Origin of the sequence: Leclercia sp. UBA7405 (assembly GCF_037152215.1) — a bacterium.
GTDB classification, from domain to species: Bacteria; Pseudomonadota; Gammaproteobacteria; order Enterobacterales; family Enterobacteriaceae; genus Enterobacter; species Enterobacter pneumoniae.
Genome location: NZ_JBBCMR010000001.1, coordinates 328,915 through 350,186 on the forward strand (window position 1 = coordinate 328,915; position 21,272 = coordinate 350,186).

23 protein-coding genes are annotated in these 21,272 nt (G+C 54.6%); 12 read left to right on the plus strand and 11 right to left on the minus strand.

Annotation, left to right across the window (positions count from 1 at the left end; genetic code table 11):
* Positions 1–66: 66 nt before the first annotated feature.
* The 5 genes from WFN75_RS01560 to WFN75_RS01580 form a co-directional block, all read right to left on the minus strand.
* A complete protein-coding gene (locus tag WFN75_RS01560) occupies positions 67–1,146 on the minus strand; it encodes a flavin monoamine oxidase family protein (protein ID WP_336995510.1) in 1,080 nt (359 codons plus the stop codon).
* On the minus strand, positions 1,143–1,826 hold the full coding sequence (locus tag WFN75_RS01565) for a cupin domain-containing protein (protein ID WP_336995511.1): 684 nt from the start codon (positions 1,824–1,826) through the stop codon (positions 1,143–1,145). The genes WFN75_RS01560 and WFN75_RS01565 overlap by 4 nt, the downstream gene beginning before the upstream one ends.
* 43 nt (positions 1,827–1,869) lie before the next feature.
* Positions 1,870–2,214 (minus strand): carboxymuconolactone decarboxylase family protein, encoded by a 345-nt coding sequence (locus WFN75_RS01570; protein ID WP_336995512.1) that lies wholly within the window; start codon positions 2,212–2,214, stop codon positions 1,870–1,872.
* 36 nt (positions 2,215–2,250) lie between these two features.
* Positions 2,251–2,532, minus strand: a complete 282-nt coding sequence (locus WFN75_RS01575) for a hypothetical protein (protein ID WP_336995513.1) — start codon at positions 2,530–2,532, stop codon at positions 2,251–2,253.
* A gap of 153 nt (positions 2,533–2,685) precedes the next feature.
* On the minus strand, positions 2,686–3,609 hold the full coding sequence (locus WFN75_RS01580) for a LysR substrate-binding domain-containing protein (RefSeq protein ID WP_336995514.1): 924 nt from the start codon (positions 3,607–3,609) through the stop codon (positions 2,686–2,688).
* A gap of 177 nt (positions 3,610–3,786) precedes the next feature.
* On the opposite strand from WFN75_RS01580, the gene WFN75_RS01585 reads away from it, so the two are divergent.
* The 5 genes from WFN75_RS01585 to WFN75_RS01605 all read left to right on the plus strand — a co-directional run bounded on the left by WFN75_RS01585 (position 3,787) and on the right by WFN75_RS01605 (position 7,884).
* The gene (locus WFN75_RS01585; protein WP_336995515.1) at positions 3,787–4,563 is read left to right on the plus strand and encodes an SDR family NAD(P)-dependent oxidoreductase; all 777 of its coding nucleotides are present in this window, start codon (positions 3,787–3,789) and stop codon (positions 4,561–4,563) included.
* 45 nt (positions 4,564–4,608) lie between these two features.
* A complete protein-coding gene (locus WFN75_RS01590; protein WP_233801130.1) occupies positions 4,609–5,079 on the plus strand; it encodes an OsmC family protein in 471 nt (156 codons plus the stop codon).
* Positions 5,080–5,109: 30 nt separating this feature from the next.
* Positions 5,110–6,138 carry an alcohol dehydrogenase catalytic domain-containing protein gene (locus tag WFN75_RS01595; protein ID WP_336995516.1) on the plus strand — a complete coding sequence of 343 codons (1,029 nt, stop codon included), beginning with the start codon at positions 5,110–5,112 and terminating at the stop codon, positions 6,136–6,138.
* 4 nt (positions 6,139–6,142) lie between these two features.
* Positions 6,143–7,348 (plus strand): MFS transporter, encoded by a 1,206-nt coding sequence (locus WFN75_RS01600; RefSeq protein WP_336995517.1) that lies wholly within the window; start codon positions 6,143–6,145, stop codon positions 7,346–7,348.
* A gap of 158 nt (positions 7,349–7,506) precedes the next feature.
* Positions 7,507–7,884, plus strand: a complete 378-nt coding sequence (locus WFN75_RS01605) for a RidA family protein (RefSeq protein WP_336995518.1) — start codon at positions 7,507–7,509, stop codon at positions 7,882–7,884.
* 240 nt (positions 7,885–8,124) lie between these two features.
* Here the strand turns inward: WFN75_RS01605 and WFN75_RS01610 are convergent, their stop codons facing one another.
* Positions 8,125–8,406, minus strand: a complete 282-nt coding sequence (locus WFN75_RS01610; RefSeq protein ID WP_336995519.1) for a hypothetical protein — start codon at positions 8,404–8,406, stop codon at positions 8,125–8,127.
* A 380-nt stretch (positions 8,407–8,786) separates the two neighbouring features.
* Between WFN75_RS01610 and WFN75_RS01615 the strand changes: the two genes are divergently transcribed.
* Together WFN75_RS01615 and WFN75_RS01620 are read left to right on the plus strand one after the other, a co-directional pair.
* A complete protein-coding gene (locus WFN75_RS01615; RefSeq protein WP_336995520.1) occupies positions 8,787–9,752 on the plus strand; it encodes an NAD-dependent epimerase/dehydratase family protein in 966 nt (321 codons plus the stop codon).
* A gap of 138 nt (positions 9,753–9,890) precedes the next feature.
* A complete protein-coding gene (locus WFN75_RS01620; RefSeq protein WP_336995521.1) occupies positions 9,891–11,087 on the plus strand; it encodes an MFS transporter in 1,197 nt (398 codons plus the stop codon).
* A gap of 16 nt (positions 11,088–11,103) precedes the next feature.
* Here the strand turns inward: WFN75_RS01620 and WFN75_RS01625 are convergent, their stop codons facing one another.
* The 3 genes from WFN75_RS01625 to WFN75_RS01635 all read right to left on the minus strand — a co-directional run bounded on the left by WFN75_RS01625 (position 11,104) and on the right by WFN75_RS01635 (position 13,676).
* Complete coding sequence (locus WFN75_RS01625; protein WP_286932942.1) at positions 11,104–12,000, minus strand: LysR family transcriptional regulator; 897 nt, start codon at positions 11,998–12,000, stop codon at positions 11,104–11,106.
* Positions 12,001–12,200: 200 nt separating this feature from the next.
* Complete coding sequence (locus WFN75_RS01630) at positions 12,201–12,593, minus strand: VOC family protein (protein WP_336995522.1); 393 nt, start codon at positions 12,591–12,593, stop codon at positions 12,201–12,203.
* A gap of 171 nt (positions 12,594–12,764) precedes the next feature.
* Complete coding sequence (locus tag WFN75_RS01635) at positions 12,765–13,676, minus strand: alpha/beta fold hydrolase (RefSeq protein WP_336995523.1); 912 nt, start codon at positions 13,674–13,676, stop codon at positions 12,765–12,767.
* A gap of 93 nt (positions 13,677–13,769) precedes the next feature.
* Between WFN75_RS01635 and WFN75_RS01640 the strand changes: the two genes are divergently transcribed.
* The 4 genes from WFN75_RS01640 (at position 13,770) to WFN75_RS01655 (ending at position 16,762) form a co-directional block, all read left to right on the plus strand.
* Positions 13,770–14,345 (plus strand): CGNR zinc finger domain-containing protein, encoded by a 576-nt coding sequence (locus tag WFN75_RS01640; RefSeq protein ID WP_336995524.1) that lies wholly within the window; start codon positions 13,770–13,772, stop codon positions 14,343–14,345.
* Between the two features lie 543 nt (positions 14,346–14,888).
* Complete coding sequence (locus WFN75_RS01645; protein WP_040076644.1) at positions 14,889–15,464, plus strand: TetR/AcrR family transcriptional regulator; 576 nt, start codon at positions 14,889–14,891, stop codon at positions 15,462–15,464.
* A 48-nt stretch (positions 15,465–15,512) separates the two neighbouring features.
* Positions 15,513–15,989, plus strand: coding sequence for a nuclear transport factor 2 family protein (locus tag WFN75_RS01650; RefSeq protein ID WP_207293182.1), 477 nt, complete (start codon positions 15,513–15,515; stop codon positions 15,987–15,989).
* A gap of 290 nt (positions 15,990–16,279) precedes the next feature.
* Positions 16,280–16,762 carry a glutathione peroxidase gene (locus WFN75_RS01655; protein ID WP_336995525.1) on the plus strand — a complete coding sequence of 161 codons (483 nt, stop codon included), beginning with the start codon at positions 16,280–16,282 and terminating at the stop codon, positions 16,760–16,762.
* Positions 16,763–16,821: 59 nt separating this feature from the next.
* On the opposite strand, the gene entD is transcribed toward WFN75_RS01655, so the two are convergent.
* Together entD and WFN75_RS01665 are read right to left on the minus strand one after the other, a co-directional pair.
* Complete coding sequence (gene entD, locus WFN75_RS01660; RefSeq protein ID WP_336995526.1) at positions 16,822–17,469, minus strand: enterobactin synthase subunit EntD; 648 nt, start codon at positions 17,467–17,469, stop codon at positions 16,822–16,824.
* Between the two features lie 93 nt (positions 17,470–17,562).
* Complete coding sequence (locus tag WFN75_RS01665; RefSeq protein ID WP_046884337.1) at positions 17,563–19,803, minus strand: TonB-dependent siderophore receptor; 2,241 nt, start codon at positions 19,801–19,803, stop codon at positions 17,563–17,565.
* Positions 19,804–20,057: 254 nt separating this feature from the next.
* Here WFN75_RS01665 and fes point away from each other — a divergent pair, with 254 nt between their 5' ends.
* Positions 20,058–21,263, plus strand: a complete 1,206-nt coding sequence (fes, locus tag WFN75_RS01670; RefSeq protein WP_336995527.1) for an enterochelin esterase — start codon at positions 20,058–20,060, stop codon at positions 21,261–21,263.
* Positions 21,264–21,272 lie beyond the last annotated feature (9 nt).

The following is a 21,272-nucleotide window of genomic DNA, read 5'->3' on the forward strand; positions in this document are numbered from 1 at the left end:
TGTGATGGGTCATCACGCTAAGTGCTTATGCTTGAATAGGGCTTACCGACGAACAGGCAAAAAAGGTTATCGCTGCCGTAGCCAGCCCTGAATACCCATGGATGCGGAGTCGATTGCGCCGGCGAGGTAGCCTGAAAACTGTGGTGACCATTCACTGGCAATACCCGTTATTTTTCCTGTCCACTCGCCACGATCCGGGACTGACTCAGGCAGCGCATGTCCTGCTTCCTGCAGCAGGTCGAATTCCGTGGCCGTAAACGGATCGGCTGCCCAGTCTTTCAGGAACTCCGCTTCAGGAGCGGCCGCATCCGGTCCAAACAGGCGCGCCAGCTGCTCACGACAAAGTTGTATGAGCATCTCTTCGCTGACCGTCCATCTTGATTTAGCCGGTACGCCGATAAAGCCAAAGAGCACCGTTTTCCCTGAGTCAGGCTCGGAGACATCGTGAATTTCAACCATCGGGCCAGCCTGGCTGCTGGCATCGCCGGAAAGCCGCTGAGCTTGCAAAAAATCGGTGTTGTAGACGGCGACATACTTTGCATGGGGTGCCATCCAGGTTGGCGTAGTGCGCCAGTTTGAAAGCAGCGCCTCAGGCAACGCCGGGCTAAAAGCAATGTTTGCAGCCAGCGCGGGCGGCAGGGCAAGAAAAATGTGCTCGCAGGTAAAAAGGGTTTCCTCTCCCGCCCCGGTTTTGGCCAGGACCTGCATTCCCTCTTCGGTGCGAATAATGGATTTCACCTGCTGATTCAGCTTAATTTTGTTCGCCGAAACCTGATGCCTGAGTGCGGCCGTCAGGGCCTGCATTCCATCCTTCAGCCTGAATGATGGCGGTGCGGTTTCATAGGCAGGATAACGCTGCGCCGGGGAGGAGGGATGGCGCTCATACAATATATCGCCTGGTCGCCCCTGTGGGATGACGGTGAGTCCCAGTTGCCCGATGAGTTGCGCGAATTCAGGCTGGATCTGCGGCCAGAACCAGGCTGCCCCCATATCCACATGCAGCCCTGCAACTTCGCCGGACAGCACTCGGCCGCCTGTCCTGTCCCGCGCTTCCAGAATCACATAATCCACGCCTGCTTTTTCCAGTAGCGTGGCGGCATAGAGCCCGCTAACGCCTGCCCCGATAATAATAACGCTGCTTCTCATGGTGTGGCTCCGGTCAGGGTGGCAGGGCTGAGGTGCCCGGTTTTCAGATAAAAAAGTGCGCCACTGGCGGTGGCTGTCAGGGCGGGCATGTCGCCAGGCGGAAACCGTAACCAGCTCCCCTGTTCGTAGCGGCCTTCCGGTGCCATTAATGCCCCTTCCAGAAGCAGCAGTTCAGCACCGCCGATGAGTGGCGCACAGAAGATGCGTTCGCCCGGCGCCAGTTTCTGGAGTAGTACCGTCTCTCGCGAGTCAGAAAACAGGGGGCAAATTCTTCGTTGCGGCTGGCCGTGCCAGTTATGATCATCATGTGTATTGATTCTGACGGGCTGGCGTTCATCATCGGTCATCTGGCGCAGTTTGACGAAAATCGTTGTGCCGTCGCGGCTGGAGGGCTGATGGGACGATCCGTCCGGACTACGCAGATACCAGCCTGCAGGGTAATCCATCCCGTTTTCCGTAAACGTGCCGCTCAGCACCAGTATCTCTTCGCCACCAGGGTGGCTGTGCTCGGGGAAGAGCGATGCCGGCGCATAACGGACAAGGCTGGTGGCCCGGGCCTGCTCACGGCCTATCCGATCGAGCATGACGCGTTCCACGCCCGGCTGCGGAGAGGTGATCCAACGATAATCATCCGGCGTGATGATGGCTCTTTGCGAGAAATCAGAATTCAGTAACATCATAATCAGTCAGTTGACGGCACCCAGTGGGGTGCCGTTTGCGGGTTTATTTATTCGGCAGGTTATCGTAAACATCCAGAGCACGCGCGGTATAAGTCAGTGCCGCACCGGTATTCAGATTGATGGCGACGGCAAGCGCTTCGGCAATCTCTTCCCGTGTGGCACCGTGTTTAACCGCAGCATCCACGTGCACCGCCAGGCATCCGTCGCAGCGGGTGGTGACAGCCACGGCCAGCGCGATCAGTTCATGGGTTTTAGGATCAAGGTGCTTGTTTTCAGACGCGCCTTTATCCATTTGCTGAAAGCCTTTCATAAACTCAGGCTGCAGTTTGGCAAATTTGCCAATGGTGGCGAGCAGGCCGCTGCGATATTCATTCCAGTTTAAGGACATTGAAAACTCCGGTTTTTTGTCTCAGAAAAACGTTAATTACATAACGTCGTAGATGCGTACATCAGGGTCGCTGTTCAGGTAAGGTTTCAGGCCTGCAACAACATCCTGGGTGAAAAGTGGGCTGTTGAGATACCCCTGCGCCTGGGCTGTGGTCGCAAAACCGTGCAACACCTGCACGTCCTGGTCGCGGATAAGCAGTTCTTTCGAGGTGGCACCGTCGATGGTGGTCAGAAACGGGGTTTTGTACTTCTGATAGATACCCGCGGCTGCCGCACGGTTTTCATTGCTGATATCAAGGGTGATTTGCAGATAAGCCATCGTTCTCTCCTTCGCTCAGGTTAAAGCAATGCCGTCAGGGCCACTGCCGTTCGTTGAGAGGGATTATCGGAAAGCTCGCGAGCGCCAACAAATCAGATAATCTTGCGAAGCGGAGAAGAAATTCTATGTCGCGCCTGTTATGGAATTAACGCCTCATGCTTGAGGCGTATTTTCAGAGAGGACGTCCTGCACAAGCCAGTCGTGGAAGACTTTGACTTCTTCACGCATGACGTTCTGCTGCGGAGTGACCAGGTAGTAAGCCCAGGTCAGTGGCCAGCGATGGGCGGAGTGCAGCTGAACCAGCTGGCCCGTTTCAATCAGCTGCTTCACCAGGGCGTAACGCACCACGGCCACCCCCCGTCCACTCAGGGCGGAGAGGATAACGGCAGAGGTGGAGTTAATATGCAGGCCGCTTTCCTGCGCTTCAGGCGCACCGACGGCGCTCAGGACATCGTCCCATGAGGGAAAATTCGCCCCCGGATGCGGCGTGTCATCATGGATCAACTTTTGCGTGGCGAGCCACTCAGCACAGGTGATTTTCTCTGCCGGGACCAGCCGCGGACTGCAGACCAGCACCGCCTCTTCATCCATTAGCCAGGTCTTATTCACGCCGGGCCAGTCCCCCTGACCGCAGCGGATGCCGATATCCGCCTCACCGTGCGACACATCCATCAGCTTTTCCGTCACGTTAAGCCGCAGGTCGATCGTTTCATGCGTTTCTGAGAATCGGTTCAGGCGATCCATCAGCCAGTTCATCATCAAAACCTGCGAGGCGGTCACGATCACAACAGAGCGTGCCCGACGGCCGCGCAGTTTATTTAACCCGGTTTCCAGTTTATCCAGCCCCTGGGTGATGTCCTGCAGGGCTTCCTGCGCTTCATCCACGAGGGTCAGACGCTCTTTCCCGGAGCGGGTGCGGTGGAGCAACGGGTGTCCTACCCAGTCCTCCAGCGAGCGGACTAGCTGGCCCACCGCGGCTGGCGTAACGCCCAGCTCCTGGGCGGCGCCGGTAAAGCTGCCGTGCCGGGCAGTGGCCTCAAAGGCATGCAGCCACTTCAGTCGGTTTAGCGATCGCATTGCAGGTATCCTGATTCAGTGTTTTTTTTCAGTATACCTGAGCGAGAAAGATTTTCTTTCCTGTGTCGCAATTTCTTCTCAGTCGTCAATCCGGCTTCAGGGTGGCATTCTGGCTTCACACGATGAGGAGCAGGGCTTTTCATCAATGACAACCAAATGAATTTAAAGAGGTTAGCGATGAACGCATCTTTTGCCGGTAAAAAACTGTTAGTGGTTGGTGGTACCAGTGGAATGGGCTTTGAAACAGCGAAGCTGGTTCTGAAAAACGGCGGTAGTGTCGTACTGGTTGGTAATCGTCAGGACAAAGCCGAGCAGGCACGCCAGGCGCTGGCTGCTGACGGCCAGGTATCCATCATCGTGGCTGACCTGATGAAAGAAGAAGGCATGCAGCACGTGGTGAACACCATCAACGCTGAGCATAAAGACATCAGCCTGCTGGTGAATGCGGCGGGTGTATTCTTCCCGAAACCTTTCACCGAACACGAAATGTCTGATTACGACATGTACATGAACATCAACCGCGCGACCTTCTTCATTACCCGCGACGTAGTGCGCAACATGGTTGAGGCCGGCATTAAAGGCTCTATTGTTAACATCGGCTCCATGTGGGCGCAGCAGGCCATTGGTGCCACACCGTCTTCAGCCTACTCCATGGCGAAAGCCGGTCTGCACGCACTGACCAAAAACCTGGCGATTGAGCTGGGCGAAAAAGGGATCCGCGTCAATGCGGTTTCTCCGGCCGTCGTTCACACGCCGATCTACGAAGGCTTCATTCCGAAAGACGACGTGAAAGAGGTGATGAACAGCTTCGACAGCTTCCACCCGATTGGCCGCGTGGGTACGCCGGTGGATATCGCGGAGACCGTCGCCTTCCTGCTTTCTGACAAGACTGGCTGGGTCACCGGCGCCATCTGGGATATCGATGGTGGCGTGATGGCTGGCCGTAACGCCTGATGACTCTGCCGCACGCGGGCGACCGCGTGCGGCACTGGAGTACCTATGCAAATCCAGACCGCAAACTATGACCTTGTCACCACATGGCAGGGGGGAATGGCGAGCCGAACGCGTTGCCGGTCCATTACGGGTAACAGAAGTCAAAGCCACGTTATCGATTCCGATGAACCTGTCGCGCTGGGTGGCGAAGGGCGAGCCCCCGCTCCTCAGGACCTGATGCTGGCCGCTTTTAACGCCTGCATGACGGCCGCTTTTGTTCAGGAAGCCAGAGGGGCGGACCTTACGCTCACCCATCTCGATATCGAGACCCGCGGCGAACTCCTGACGGAAATCACCCAACTCTGTGACAAAACGACAGAACTCTCTCCTGGCAGGCTGCAGTACGTCATTCACGTCAGCGGGAATGGAACGGCCCATCAATTTGAATGCGTCCATCAGCGGGTCATTAACGCCTCCCTTAACCGGTGGTTACTGGCTCAGAACATGACGATAGAGGGTGATTTAATCCTTATCTGACGCGGCCCCGCTATTTAACCGGTGCAACTTATGAATAAAAAATATCGCGCTATGCAGGTTGTCGCCCCCGGCGTGCTGGAAATGACAGAGCGGCCGATACCTGCTCCCGCTCCTGATGAAGTACTCATCAAAATTGAAGCATGCGGCGTATGTGGTGCCGATCTCCGGGATACGGAAAAAGCGCCGCAGGCAGGCCAGCCCGGGCGAATTCCGGGTCATGAAATTATTGGATACATCACCCGGAAGGGGGGCAGGGTGCCCGATATCTGGCAAACCGGCCAGCGGGTCGGGGTCGGGCGTTTAGGGGGCTACTGTCAACAATGTAAGCCCTGCCGTAACGGACTTTTTCATCTGTGTGAAAATCAGTTAACGCCGGGTCTCAGCTGCGATGGCGGCTACGCAGAGTATGTTGTTATGCGCCATACCGCGCTGATCGCTATTCCCGCAGAGCTCTCTTCCGTGCATGCCGCGCCGATCCTCTGCGCCGGTACTGCCACCTTTAATGCGCTGCGTCACGCCGGTGCCAGGGCGGGCGACAGAGTGGCTGTTCTCGGGATGGGGGGGCTGGGGCACATGGCTGTTCAGTACGCTCGTCACATGGGTTTTGAGGTGACGGTGATAGCGCGTGGTCGTGAGAAAGAGCGTACAGCCTTTCAGCTGGGCGCGCATCACTACATCGATGCGCTCAGCGAAGATGCCGCAGCGTGCCTTAAAGAAGATGGCAGCGTGGATCTTATTCTGGCTACAGCGGCGGATTCTGAAACGCTTTCAGCCCTGCTGCCTGCTCTGGCGCCCCGGGGAAAAGTCGTCCTGCTGGGTACCGGACGCACGCCCCTGCAGATTATGCCGGGTATGATGATTGGTGCTGAACGCTCGCTGGCCGGGTCATTCGTCAGCACACCGGCTCAAACCGAACGTGCGCTGCATTTCAGCCATCTCTTTCAGACGTTGCCTGTCACCGAACAGTTGCCGTTTGAACGGGCAAACGAGGCGCTCAGCAGACTCAAAATGGGCAAGGTACGTTACCGGATGGTGCTCACAATGAATCAGGATAATTAATCACATGTCCACAGAACAGTTCCTGCCTGTCGCAGATCAGAAAAAGAATATTATTCGCCTCTCCGCCGCGCAGGCTCTTGCTGGTGCTAACTCGGTCGTTTTTTATGCCACCGGGGCCATTGTCGGAAACGCAATCGCGCCCAGTAGTGCTCTGGCGACGCTGCCCATTACCATGTTTGTTCTGGGAATGGCCGCCTGCATCCTGCCGTTAGGCTCACTGGCACGAAAAAATGGCCGGAACGCCGCCTTTATGGTTGGCACTGGGGCGGGCGTCATTACCGGGCTGACTGCGGCCCTGGCCGTCGTGATTGGCTCATTTTTGCTGTTCTGTATTGCTGCTTTTCTGGGTGGTGCTTATGCCGCCGTTGCCCTGAGCTTTCGTTTTGCTGCAACCGATGGTGTCACGCCGGAGCGCCGGGCACGGGCTTTATCGCTGGTGATGGGAGGCGGGGTGATCGCTGGCGTGGTTGGCCCCATGCTGGTTTCCGGCACCATGCACCTTTGGCCGCCTCATACCTTCGCCGTCACCTTTCTCGCCCAGGCTTTTGTGGCGGTCATATCGGCATTTATCCTCAACGGCGTGAAAACAACAGAGCCAGCCAGCGCAGCGAAAGCTGCAGGGCGGCCTTTGCGCGAAATTATCCGCCAGCCGGGATTTACCAGAACCGTATTTAGCGGTGCGGTCACCTACATGGTGATGAACTTTTTGATGACGGCAGCACCGCTCTCAATGCACATGCACGGCATTTCTCAGCAGGCCTCCAACCTGGGGATCCAGTGGCATGTTATTGCAATGTACGGACCAGGATTTTTCACCGGCAAATTAATTAACCGCTTTGGTGCGATGCGTATTGCCGCTATGGGTCTGCTTATCACCGCATGCTCTGTGCTGGCTGGTCTCGGTGGAACCGATATTTTCCATTACTGGCTGTCGCTGATTTTGCTGGGGCTTGGCTGGAATTTTGGCTTCACTGGCGCATCGGCGAAAATCATTGACTATCATCGTCCCGAAGAGAAAACCCAGGTTCAGTCTCTGAATGACTTTGTCGTATTTGGGGTGATGATTGTCGGGTCGTTTTCTTCCGGCGCGCTGCTCAGCCTCTACGGCTGGAATGCGGTCTTGTGGGGTTCTTTAGTGCCCGTTGGCCTTGCATTTATAGGGATAGCGAAAGAGCTGCAGGCAAAAGGTCAGGGCAAGTTAACCTCCTGATGGCGGCGCGCTTGCTGGTGTTGGAAACAGTCTCTCAAGTCCAACATCAGCGTGCAAAGTTTTGGGGACGTTGCGCGTTTCATCATCAAAAATCAGGGTGGAGCATTTTAAGGAAGATGGTAAGGTCGTTGTTTGCTCGCTTCCAGAAGGATCTCAGTATGAACAACCTGTTACGCAAGAATTATCCTGAGTTAGGTGAAGTAAAGGCTCCTTTTGTTCATTCCGTAAAACATGGCAATACGCTCTACATTTCAGGATTGACCGCATTTGGCACCGCCGCTCAACAGAAAGGCATGGCTGAGCAGGCTGAAGAGATATTCAGTCAAATGAGAAAAATTATTACTCTGGAAGGCGCTGATTTTTCAGCCCTGATCAAAGTGACGATATTTATTACCTCTTTTGCGGAGATCGACGAACTACGCAAAGTGTTGTACCGAAATTACGGTGATCACTTGCCAGCGAGCTCGCTCGTAGAAGTCAGCCGCCTCTTTTCACCTGACCTCTCGATAGAAATTGAGGCGATATTCGGCCTCTAATTCATATTTCATAACCGGATAAGATCAACTCTTCAGTTTTTAACGCCGTTATATAAAACCCTTTCTGGAAATAGCGTCCGCGCCTTGCTCGAGGCAGACTGCACGACGCTTCAGGTGGTCAGTTTCGTGCCAGGCGCGGACGTTCCTGGCACTGTATTATGTTGTTCACCATGCGCAGGTCGTGGCGCAGGCGTTTGACGCATTGAGGGCCGAGTCTGGAAATCTTCCAGACCTTACCCGTCAGTTGGCTTCGCCCTGCAGCCGGTGCCGATAATGTTTCAGGACAACTTGTGTCACGATCTGGCCGTAAATAAAGCCACCCAGCCCAGCAAATACTACGGTGCCAGCCATGCCGCCTAAGTACGCTCCTGCGCCGCCGAAGGCCCCGCAGAGGGCGAGGCCGCCCCAGGTTTGCCAGTGCCGAAAGGCCGATTTATACGCGCTCCGCCACAGTCTTCCGCGCTCCTTATAAGGTAAGTCTTTTAGTTCGCTGATACTTTTAAGGGTCCAGTAGATTTTCACGGTGATGTCCTTGTTCCGTTGCTTACGTAAAAGAAAACATAAAACGTTGGCATAGGAAAGGATTACTCAGTGTCCGCTACTGGCTCAAAAAGAACCTGCAGTCCAGACAATTCGTCCGCTTCATGCCATAAGTGGACATTGATCGCTTTCAGGGTAATTTCATAACAGCTCTGGTATTTATGCTTCTGCAAATCAATTTCTAATGATTATTGCTATTTCGCCATAAAAGCATTCTGAATTGGGTTAAAGTCAAACATGATAGTGCGCACTACAATACCTCTCTTATTGATACAAGCATTCAGGCTAAGCCTTTCTAACTGAGCTCTTCCCGGCAGGGATAGCTTCAGAAGCCGTTGCGGAAATACATTAAGGAGAAAGCTATGTCTCGTATCGTTGTTATTGGTGGCAGTGGTCACGTGGGCTCTTATCTTGTTCCAATGCTGGTTGAATTGGGTCACCAGGTGGTAAATGTCAGCCGGGGTGCAGCAAAGCCTTATCGCCCTCATTACGCATGGTCTCTCATCGAAAATGTTGTTATTGACCGGCTGGAAGAAGAAAAGAAAGGAACCTTTGGTCAACGTATTGCTGAGCTTCAGGCCGATATTGTCATCGACATGATTGCATTTGATCTCGACAGTACGCAGCAGATTGTTGAAGCGCTTCGCGGCAGGATTGAGCATTATCTTTTCTGCAGTTCAATCTGGGTTTACGGTCGCTATGTGTCAGTCCCCTCTCTGGAGACAGATCCTGTCAGCCCGATTGATGCTTACGGACAGGGTAAAGCGGAAAGCGAAGCCTGGCTGATGCGTGAAGCGCGGCTGTCTGGCTTCCCGGCTACTTGTTTCCGTCCGGGACATATTGTCGGTGAAGGATGGGTACCAACTACGCCTCAGGGGAATTCGAATCCTGAAGTGTATTCGCGTATTGCCCGTGGTGAAACGCTGGCACTGCCTAATCTCGGAAGTGAAACGGTACATCATGTTCATGCAGTTGATGTCGCACAGCTTATCATTAAGGCCATTGAAAACCGTTCTGCTTCAGTAGGTGAAATTTTCAATGCGGTATCCGGCCAGGCCATCACGCTCAGGGGTTACGCTGAAGCTGTTTTCCGCTGGTTTGGCAGGGAGCCGTCCCTGAAGTTCCAGCCTTTTGACGAATGGCTTGCCGGGCTTGAACCTGAGTTTGCTGAAAACTCCAGAGGGCATGTGGTGCGAAGTTCTTCACATTCCATTGAGAAAGCCCGCGTCAGGCTGGGTTACCAGCCCCGTTACAGCAGCCTGGAAGCGATCCATGAGTCCGTTCAGGCACTGATAGCCCAGGGGCAGGTAGAGTCACCTTTACGCTGATCACAATGCAGATACGTTTTTAACCTTTGTTCAGGCGGGGCAGATTGAAATCGCTGCTCCGCCGTCATCCTGCTTTTTTATCTGACTGCAGGTTGTAAGCCTGTGGTAACTGTTCACCATCATCATTAGAAATTATCTATGAATAAACCGCTTAATGCGGGCGGCTTCAGTGCGCCCGAAATGACGTCTGCCTGGAGTGCAGTCATCAGCATGGCTCTGCTGTGCTTCGTCCTCGTTTCATCAGAATTTATGCCGGTCAGTCTGCTGACACCGATTGCAAATGATCTGTCGGTCACGGAAGGCCAGGCGGGTCAGGCCATTGCCTTTTCCGGGCTATTTGCGGTGATTACAAGCCTGTTTGGTAACACATTGCTTGCCCGCTTCGACCGGCGTACAGCAGTGATTTTCTATACCCTTGTGATGGTGATGTCCGGGGTCATCGTCACGTCTGCTCACGGCTACGGCATGTTTATGTTCGGGCGTGCGTTGATTGGTATATCCATTGGGGGATTCTGGTCGCTTTCTACGGCCATTCTGGTACGGATTGTGCGTCCCGTGAGTGTCCCTAAAGCTATCGCCATTCTGCAGGGCGGGACCGCACTGGCGTTCGTGGTGGCGCCACCGCTGGGAAGCTTTCTGGGCAGCCTCATCGGCTGGCGGGGTGCATTCTTTACCGTGGTACCTGCGGGTGTGATCTGCCTGATATGGCAGATGGTCGTCATACCGAAACTGCCGCCGCAACGTGATACCGGCATAAGACAGATAGCATCCCTGTTACGCAGCCGGACATTCGCCCTGGGCATGATTGCCGTAACGCTTGCCTTCATGGGACAGTTCTCGCTGTCCACTTACCTGCGTCCTTTCCTCGAAAGCGTCACTGGACTGGGCATCAACATGATTTCCCTGTTCCTGTTGGGCGTAGGCGTTGCAGGGCTGACGGGAACGCTGATTTCAGGTTTTTTTGTCAGGGATAATCTGCTGCCAGCCCTCACCGGTTTACCAGCGGGCCTGGCGATCGTCGCAGGTTTGTTAACGGGGCTGGGACACATACCCGCCGCCACAGGAGCATTGCTTCTGATATGGGGCATACTTGTGACTCCCATTCCTGTCGTATGGAATACCTGGATGACCCGGATTATTCCTGATGAACTGGAGGCTGGCGGTGCCCTGATGGTCGCCCTGATTCAATTCGCTATTACAATGGGCGCGTTCACTGGCGGCGAATTATTTGATCACCGGGGCTGGGTCAGCACCTTCATGCTTGCCACCGCCCTGCTGGTAGCCTCTGCCATTATTGCCGTCCTGCCCGGGCGTCGCTCACTGGCAGGAAAATGAATGCCAGACAGGCCACCTAACCCGCCGAAGGGATGCGTAAGGCATCAATAATAACTTTCAGTGCCGGCGACATCTGTCGCCGGCTGGGATAATAAAGATGATAGCCCTTGAAAACAGGGCTCCAGTCCTCAAGCACTCTCTCCCACTTCCCCTGCTTTATCCCGGGTTCAGCCAGATTATCCGGAACATATGCCAGTCCATATCCAGCTTCAACGGACGTGAGCATCGGATAAACACTGCTGTATATCAGCTGACCCTGAACTTTCATGTTCAGTTTCTCATCCCCTTTTTCAAACTCCCATGCGTACAGCTGTCCGGCACCGGAGTGTCTGACATTGATGCAGTTATGACCAGCCAGTTCTGAAGGGTGTGAAGGTTTACCGGCCCTGGCAAGGTAGTCCGGAGATCCAATTACGGCAGGCCGCCAGTCAGCCCCAATCCTGACAGCTATCATATCCTTGACCACATCATCGCCTAACCGAACTCCCGCATCAAAGCGCCCCTCAACAATATCAATAAAGCCGTTTTGCTGAGACAGTTCGACCTGAATATCAGGATAGTGTTTAAGGATTGGGGCCAGAGCCGGCCAGATGTACTCATGCAGCATGTGATCTGAAACCGTGAGCCTTACCGTTCCCGCCGGTGTGTCGCGAAAACGAAGCAGGTCAGAGATATCTGTTTCTATGGCGTTGAGGCGCGGTTCAAGCGCGGCCATTAGTTTTTCACCGATATCGGTGGGTGCCACTTTACGTGTTGTACGCATCAGTAACCGCATTCCGAGCCTTTCTTCAAGACGTCGTATAATGTGAGACAAAGTGGACTGAGAAATATTCAGCCGGGCAGCAGCTCTGGTAAAACTCCGTTCCTGCGCGACAGCAAGGAACGCAAGATAATCATTAAAATCTTCGCGCATGAACGTTTTCCGTGTAATGAACAAACCTGTTAGCTGTAGCTTTTCCTAAATAATATTACAGTCATCCTCTTTGAAAGTCCGTATTCGCTCGAAGCGGTCATCAATAAATACCGCCGCAGCCGCGCTTAAACTGATTTCTTTACCAGTAATATGAATATTTCAACCTGGCTTTTTCTCAACTCAATGCGTCGTATCTTCCTTCACTCTGAATAATGAAATTCAATGCGTATTCCGCTCGGGTCGTAGCACATCATGTGCATAGACGGCCCTTCTCTGATTAATGCCGGTTCAAATTCAATCTCAATATTGTTCGCCTTGAGCACCTCAAGGATCTCAAACAGCGCCGCTTTAGTTTTAACCCGTAGCGCCAGGTGGTGGAGACCGACATTCTTTTTACGGTCAAAGTTAACGGGCTCTTCGGTCTGCGTTTTCCAGAGCGTAATCATTATTGCTCCGTCCCTGACAAAGATGGCCGGATAATCCTCACGTTGTTTTACCTCTTCCCAGCCCAGCAGTTTAGTAAAGAACCCGGCGCTCTCTTCAAGCTTTGATACCGCCAGACCAATGTGATGTACACCTGTAGTCAATGACATATGAAATAATCCTTTATGGAACGATGCTTACCCGCTTCTGAATCGCGGTACGTTAAAGCGTTGGTAAGATGCAGCCTGGTCACGTCGGCACAAATGCCTGTACCGACGCCTTTCGTCTGAGGTTGTACTTTTCCCTCCGCCGGTTATTCTTGCCGGTGAGGGGCGTGAAGATTACTGAACGAGATGCCTGTCGAGGAAGTCGCGAATGTCAGCGCCTATCTCATTCGCATGGGTCTCAAGCGCAAAGTGGCCGGTATCATAGGAATTTATCTGCGCGTTCGGGATATCACGCTTCCAGGCTTCGGCACCTGCGGTCATGAAGAACGGATCATGTTTACCCCAGACCGCCAGCAGCGGGGGCTGGTAGTCCCTGAAATACTGCTGAAACTGCGGATACATCCGTACATTCGAAGCGTAATCCAGTAATAAATCGAGCTGGATCTCCGCATTGCCCGGCCGTAATACCTGCATTCCTTCCAGCGAGTAGCCATCCGGAGAGACCAGACTCGCATCGCTTACCCCTTCCAGATACTGCCATTTGATTGAGGCGGGCGTCGGAAATTCACGCAGCGCGCTGCGGTTCTCGGGAGTCGGGTCGCGCCAGTATCGTTGAATAGGTGCCCAGGCCTCACCCAGCCCCTCTTCGTAAGCGTTGCCATTCTGGGAAATGATGGCGGTAACCCGCTGTGGATGCGCGAGGGCAAGACGCCACCCGACGGGGGCGCCATAGTCGTGAACCATCAGAGCATAGGCGTCGAGGCCGAGCGCTTCAGTGAACTGGTCAATGGTTTCAGCCAGCTGGTCAAAGGTATACGCGTAGTCGCCGCGCGCTGGCGCCTCGGTAAAACCAAAGGCCGGTAAATCTGGGGCTATCAGACGGTAACGATCGGCCAGTTGGGCAATAAGGTCGCGGAACATAAAGGATGAGCCTGCAAAACCGTGCAGCATCAGCAGAACAGGCGACGCCGGATCGCCTGCCTCACGGTAAAAAACGTTAACCTTGCCCGCCTGTTGATAGCGGTAGTGAACCTGCGCGGTAGATGCGTTATCGGCGGATGAAGATCCTGAATATGGAGACGTCATAGTAAACCCCCTTGTAACCGTTAAAGTGCTTAATTGAAGGTTACACATATTTTTGGTAACCTGTCAAAATTATTTAATGGGTTACAGGTGCCTATGAACATCGAAAAGCTTTCTTCTCCGCCGCTCTTCCTGGCTGATAACCTCGCGCTGGATTTCATCAACAGTGAATATGGGATGGGTGACGAGCGACACGATTGCTTTGAGGATGCGCTCAGCGTTATTGACTGGCTGGAGAGGGCGGGCCTGGTGCCTGAAGGAACGCAGGCTCCGCCTGAATTACTGACGGAGGCCCGCCAGCTCCGTGAAGCTGCCAGAGCCGTCGTGCATGCCGCGATGCAGTCCCGTGAGGCAGAGCTGACGGTCATCAACCGGATTCTTGAAAAAGGGCGGCCTGAGGTCAGGCTAAAATGGGCGCAGGATACACAGCGCTATCGTGTCGATGTACATTGCGGCGTTGAGAGTCCTGCCAGCCTGCTCTGGCCCATCGCCGACGCCCTGGTAAAACTCGTCACGGATGAAAAATTCGAATATGTACGCCAGTGTGAGGCGCATAACTGTGTTTTACTTTTTCACGATTTGAGTAAATCGCACCGCCGTCGCTGGTGCAGTATGGCCACCTGCGGTAATCGCATGAAAGTGGCCGCGTTTCGAAACAGGAAAAGTTCATAGTCGTTCAGGCCGCACCTGTAAAAGTGCGGCGTGAACTAACAGTTAAAAACATACGGTGCCCGGCGCTCCGGGCGGCAAAGCTTTTCGCGTATTGATTGGGTATGAAGTGAACTGGATTATCTTTAATGGACGATGGTATCTGATATCCCCGATGCCATTAAATGGTGAGTTCAGGCTGACCATACCTGGCGAGCGGACCAGTATCATTCTCGACAGAGTACAAATGCGTCGGGCGGTTAAAGAGAGCCTGGGCCTGCCAGGCAAATCTCGCACTCAATCCAACAAACTGCGTTGATCGGCGCGCAGCACTATCCCCGCATTTTTACGTTTATCGTCATCTGACCCAGCCCCAAATTTCTTCCTCCACGCCCGATTTATTTCTGAATGCGTATCTGTTCAAGCGAACCCCCGTTACAACGCTGAATATAAAATCACATTTTATTCAACTGCTTATGTGACTTCCCCTTCGTGATTTATCCCTTCTGAAAAAAGAAATAATAACAAATGCTTGACCAGGTAGAACGATCGTTCTACCTTTAAGGCATGAACAAGAAGCCAACTGATACACGAGAAAAAATCCTCACGACCGCTGAGCAACTTATCTATCAGAACGGGATCCACGCCATGGGCATGGACCTTCTGGTGAAGACCTCGGGCGTCGCCAGGAAAAGTATTTATCGCCATTTCGCGAACAAGGAGGACGTGGCATCAGCCGCGTTAAACGAGCGTGACGAACGGTGGATGCAGTGGTTCAGAACCGAGTCTGATAAAGGCGAAACGCCCAGGGACCGCATTCTGAATATGTTCACCGTTCTGAAAAGCTGGTTTGAGTCCGAGGGGTTCCGGGGATGTGCCTTTATCAACACGGCCGGAGAAGTGGGGGACCCGGAGGATCCCGTCCGCCAGATAGCGAAAATGCATAAGCAAAAATTGCTGGATTACGCGCTCGAACTCAGCGAGCAGTTGAACCCTGAGCACGCTGTTGCGCTGGCCAGACAACTACTGCTGCTGATCGAGGGGGCTATCACCATGACATACGTAATGGGTGACCGGAACGCCGCTGACGACGCACGGGAAATGGCAAAAGTTTTACTGGAACGGCTCTCAGCCGGGGCCTGAGCAACGAATCTTTTATTACCTTTAAATCAAGTTAACAGGAATATTACCATGACCGATACACAAGTCCGTCCGCCGCTTCCGCCATTTACGCTGGAAACCGCCATTGAGAAAGTCCGTCTGGCTGAAGATGGCTGGAACACGCGCGATGCGGCCAAAGTCGCGCTGGCTTACTCGCTGGATACCAAATGGCGTAACCGTGCCGAATTCGCCAATAACCGCGAAGAGGCGGAAGGTTTCCTCGCCCGTAAGTGGAAAAAAGAGCTCGAATACCGCCTGATTAAAGAGCTGTGGGCGTTTGGCGGGAACCGTATTGCCGTGCGTTATGCTTACGAATGGCGTGATGACTCAGGCAACTGGTTCCGCTCTTATGGCAACGAAAACTGGGAGTTCGAGGCTGATGGCCTGATGAAACGTCGCTTCGCATGTATCAATGACATGCCTATCAAAGAGAGCGAGCGTAAGTTCTTCTGGCCGCTGGGCCGTCGCCCTGACGATCACCCGAGCCTCTCTGACCTCGGCCTGTAAGTCAGTCAGATATTGCGCGTGAGATAAAGCAGGGCTGTCTCAGTTCATTCTCGGGGAGCCTCGCTTTTCGCGCGTCACCAATCTGACATTCTGCGAGCCTGGGCCAGCATAAGCGCCCAGATCCCAAAGGCTCCATTGTTATTATTCCGCATCTCTGCAACTATGACCCGCACATAGCCTACCCGGCAAAACGACCCACCGAACAACACCGCCGAATCTGGGCTATGACATACGCGATAAGCCATAACAGCAATATGCTGACGAACGGAGTGAGCGCTGAGGACCGCAATATGACCAACTTTTACCCTTTTTCTGCCCGTACACTGCGTGGCGAGCCCATCCCGATGGCCGACTATGCTGGCAAAGTGATTCTGGTAGTAAATACCGCCAGCCATTGTGGTTTCACGCCTCAGTATGCCGGCCTTGAAGCGCTCTACCAAAAGTATGCGGCCCAGGGGCTGGTGGTGCTTGGTTTTCCCTGCAACCAGTTTGGCAAGCAGGAGCCCGGCGGAGCCGATGATATCGAGCAGACCTGTCACATCAACTACGGTGTGAGCTTTCCGATGTTCGAGAAAGTGGAAGTTAACGGCCCCGCCGCGCACCCGCTGTTTCGCTACCTGAAAGAGGCGTTGCCCGGCGTGCTGGGCGGGCGGATAAAGTGGAACTTTACCAAGTTCCTGATTGGTCGGGACGGCAAACCCCTCAAGCGTTATGCCCCGTTCACCAAACCGGTAAATATAGAAGCCGACATTATCGCTGCGCTTGAGCGTTAATCGTATCAGCCCGGGCTATTGCGGTTCTGAAAGAGAAGCGTCACCTGAAGGCGAAGGGCTCAGTCGATGAGCGTGACTAGCGCGTGATTGAAGCGGCGCCAGAACAGAGTAAAAGCATGGTTTTCCTGGAATCCCGCCAGCGGCTGGCACAGCGTAAGTTGCAGACTATGGTCAGTAATGGCGCTGACGCGGGTGGTTTCAAAACCCATATACGCCTTCACTCTGGGAAAGAGCGCCTTGAACAGGCTCTCCTTGGCGCTAAAGGCCAGCGTTAAGGCGAGAGGAAAGGGCAAGCCGCTGTTGAGCAGCAGGCTGCTTTCCACGTCGTTAACAATGCCCTCTTTAATGTCGAAAGCCTCTTTTTCGTCGAGGATCGCTTCATAATCAATCCCCACTAACGAATTTTCGCTAACGATAGCCATCGCGATATGGCCGCTGTGGCTGATGCTGCCATTCAGGCCCGTCGGCCAGAGCGGTTCGCCGTTTTCACCTACGCCCGGCACGGTCGATACCCCCCGCGATGAGAGGGCCGAGACCGCGGCGATCCGCCCGGCCAGGTGCTCTGTTTTACGCTTACGCCCGGCGTTAGCCAGCTGCGTATGATGGGGGAGCCAGAGGAGATCGTCCTCCGTAAAGGTGGCGGGATCGAAGGTCACAGTGTGGACGGTGGTGCCGGCGAGCTGAAAAGTGGATGTGGTGTAATACATGGCGTCCGGGATCTCGCACGGGTTTAAAACCCATGTTATCGCACGGGAGGCGATAAAACGGCAACCCATCCAGGTTGCCGTTATCAGGTTGACTTAGAAGTGCGTATTCACGCTCATGTACCAGGTGCGTCCCGGTTCGTTAAACGTATAAGCCCCTGCGCCGTACATATAGGCCCCGGTCTGGTCATTACCCGTGGTTTGCGCGTTACCCGCACGCCACACGCGTTTATCAAACAGGTTATCCACGCCGCCGGTCAAACTCACGTTTTTGGTGACATCCCAGGTCGCGCTCAGGCCAACAATGCTATATGGGCTCACTTCGTCTTTCTCAGAGCCGGTTGCCGGTTCGCCTTTGTAGTTGTATTTCTTCGGCTGCTGCTTGCCGTACCAGGTGAAGGTCGACTGCAGCGACACATCCTGATGTACCTGCCAGCTCAGGGTCGAGTTCAGCGTGTACTCAGGGATGATCGACAGTCGGTCACCGGTCTCTTTGTTTTTACTTTGCAGCATATAGGTGAGGTTATTGGACCAGTTTACCGTATCGCTAACCGGGATATTGAGCGAACCTTCCAGACCTTCTACCACGGCTTTCGGGACGTTCTCCCACTGATAGATATCGGTAGAGACCTTGCTGGTTGAGGTATGACCGATTGGCGCGTAACCCGCTTCGATCTTGTCGCGATAGTCGTTACGGAACCAGGTCACGCCGGCCAGCCAGCCATCGTGTTTCCACTCCAGCCCAATCTCTTTGTTAATGCTGGTTTCGGCCTTCAGGTCGTCATTGCCCATCATGTAGCAGCCCACGCCGTCGGAGCTTGCGTAGCAACCCTGGCCTTTACTGTACAGCAGGTAGTTCGGGTTGGTCTGATACAGGCTTGGGGCTTTATAGGCCCGGGCAATACCCATTTTCAGGGTAAAGTCATCCCCCAGACCTTGCGACAGGTTCAGGGAGGGGCTCCAGTTGTTTCCTACAATGGTGTGGTGATCGAAACGCAGCGCCGGGGTCAGCATGGTGCTGTCGGTCAGCTCCATGTTGTTCTCTGCAAAGACAGAGAAGATTTCGGCCTGCGAATACGGGCTGCGATCGTCGCTCATGCCCGGGATCGCGCCGCCTTGCAGGGGTTGCGTGTTCGAGGTGGAGTCCTTCATCCGCTGCTGGTTCCACTCGGTGCCCAGAGTCAGGTTCTGATTGACCAGGAAATCGATCGGAATATTCACTTCGCTGTGCAACATGACGTCTGCCAGGTCGGTATCGGTGAACTGATTGCTGTTAAACAACCCTTCCAGACCGCCTGCCAGCCCTTCGCCAAGACGGGAGTTACGGGTATGCTCGTATTGCGCCCAGTTGCTGGTGGTAACGCCGTTATCCCAGCCACCGTTCCAGGTGACGGCAAAGTTCTGGCGATAAATACGGTTCGTCTCTTTACCGTAATTTTTCTTAACCAGACCCTCTTTCGCATTGTCGTTATTGGTGTTTTGCGTATCACCGGCGTAGAGGTTGTTCTGACGACTGTAGCCCGCTTCGAACTCCAGCGACTGCATTGGCGCGAAGTCCCAGCGAACCACGCCGTTAATGTCTTTGTTCTCGACCCCTTCACGGCCTGCTGGCAGGGTGTCGGCGTAGGCGCCGGTACGTTCAGACTGATGACCGTCGTTGATGTCCCAGGCATCGGCCTGGGTTTTATCCAGATTGCCATACATGCGGAAGCTGAAATCACCCCCCAGCGGCCCGCTCAGGCTGAAGTTGGTGCGTTTGGTTGAACCCTCTTCTTTGTGCTCTGGCGCGTTGAGATAGGTGTTCCAGGAGCCGTGCCACTGGTCGTCGAATTTTTTGGTGATAATGTTCACCACGCCGCCCGCCGCGCCGTTGCCGTAACGCGCAGCCGCAGGACCACGAATAACTTCAATGCTCTCAATCATCTCTGGCGGTACCCAGCCGGTATCACCACGCGTATCACGCTCGCCGCGCCAGCCCAGACGGATAGAGTTGCGGCTGGTCACCGGTTTGCCATCAATCAGAATCAGGGTGTTTTCTGGCCCCATACCACGAATATCGATCTGGCGATTGTTACCGCGCTGGCCGCTGGTGGAGTTACCGGTCAGGTTGACGCCAGGCATGGTACGGATGATCTCTGCCACATCGCGTGCAGGAGGATTTTTGCGGATCTGATCGGCGGTAATCTTCGACACCCCCGGTGCCTGCAGGTTCTGCTCGGCGGCGGTGATAACCATGGTGTCTTCATGCGCGGGCGTCTCAGCGGCCATGGCGGGCAGGGCCGTGCCGAAAATCCCCAGGTTGACCAGTACGGCCAGTGAGTGAATCTTGTTGTTCATTGTGTGTCCTGCTTTTCGTTGCCGCGTTCCCCTGGCTCCGTTCCCGAAAGGGCAGGGAGGCGGCAGGATGTCGCCCGCAAGGCTGTGTAAACTGCTCGTTCCTGATCAGTACACAACGCCAGGCATGGTTAATAAATGGTCACGCTTCCCATAGCGCGACCATACGCTATTGCAAATGCAAATAGTTATCAATAATATTATCGATATAAATTATCGTTGATCAAAAACAGGCCTGTAAACATGGGGTTAATTCAGTGACAACGCTGGAGACAGGAAGCGACGCCTGGTGGCGGGCGGTAAATGGCCCGCAGAAGGTGCAGGAAGGGGATCACTATCGGGTCACGTTTTACTGGCGCGATCCGGCCGGCACCGAGCAGACGTCGCGGTTAAAGCGAGTCTGGCTCTATATCACCGGCGTCACCGACCATCACCACAATGCCCGCCCACAATCTCTGACGCGCCTGCCTGGCACCGATGTCTGGCAGTGGCAGGGCACCTTCAGCCCGCACTGGCGCGGCAGCTATTGCTTTATTCCCTCCGTGAATGACAACGATTTTGCCGATACCGTGTTTGCCGCCGATCCGCCGGATCGTATGGCCCTGCGTGAAGGGTGGCGTAAGCTGCTGCCGCAGGCCATTGCCGATCCGCTCAACGCCTGGAGCTGGCGCGGTGGACGTGGGCATCCCGTCTCGGCGCTGGAGATGCCCGGTGCGCCGGTGCAGCCGGGCTGGGAGATGACGACGTGTAGCCATGCGCAACCACGCTGCATCACCTGGCAAAGCGACAGGCTGGGCAATAGCCGTCGGGTCTGGATATTCACCACCGGCGATGACGCCCCCGCAGAACGCCCTCTGGCAGTGCTGCTGGACGGGCAGTTCTGGGCCGAGAGTATGCCCGTCTGGTCGCCGCTCACGGCCCTGACTCAGGCGGGAAAACTGCCGCCGGCGGTTTATCTGTTAATCGATGTGATCGATACCGCCCATCGCAGCCGCGAGCTGCCCTGCAACCCCGATTTCTGGCTGGCAGTGCAGGACGAATTACTGCCGCAAGTGCAGGACATCGCCCCCTTCAGCGACCGGGCCGACCGAACGGTGGTGGCCGGGCAGAGTTTTGGCGGCCTCTCCGCGCTCTATGCCGGACTTAACTGGCCTGAACGCTTTGGCTGCGTGCTCAGCCAGTCGGGGTCGTTCTGGTGGCCCCATCGCGGCGCTCAGCAGGACGGGCAATTGATTACCCAACTAAAAAACCATGAAATCACGCCGCAGGGATTGCGCATCGTCATTGAAGCGGGGATCCGCGAGCCGCTGATCCTGCGTGCCGGACAGGCACTTTATGCCGAGCTACAACGCACGCAGTTGCCGGTTTTCTGGCGTCAGGTTGACGGCGGACATGATGCACTTTGCTGGCGCGGAGGGCTGACGCAGGGGCTGATGACGCTCTGGCAGCCGCTTATTCAATAACGGAGTCTG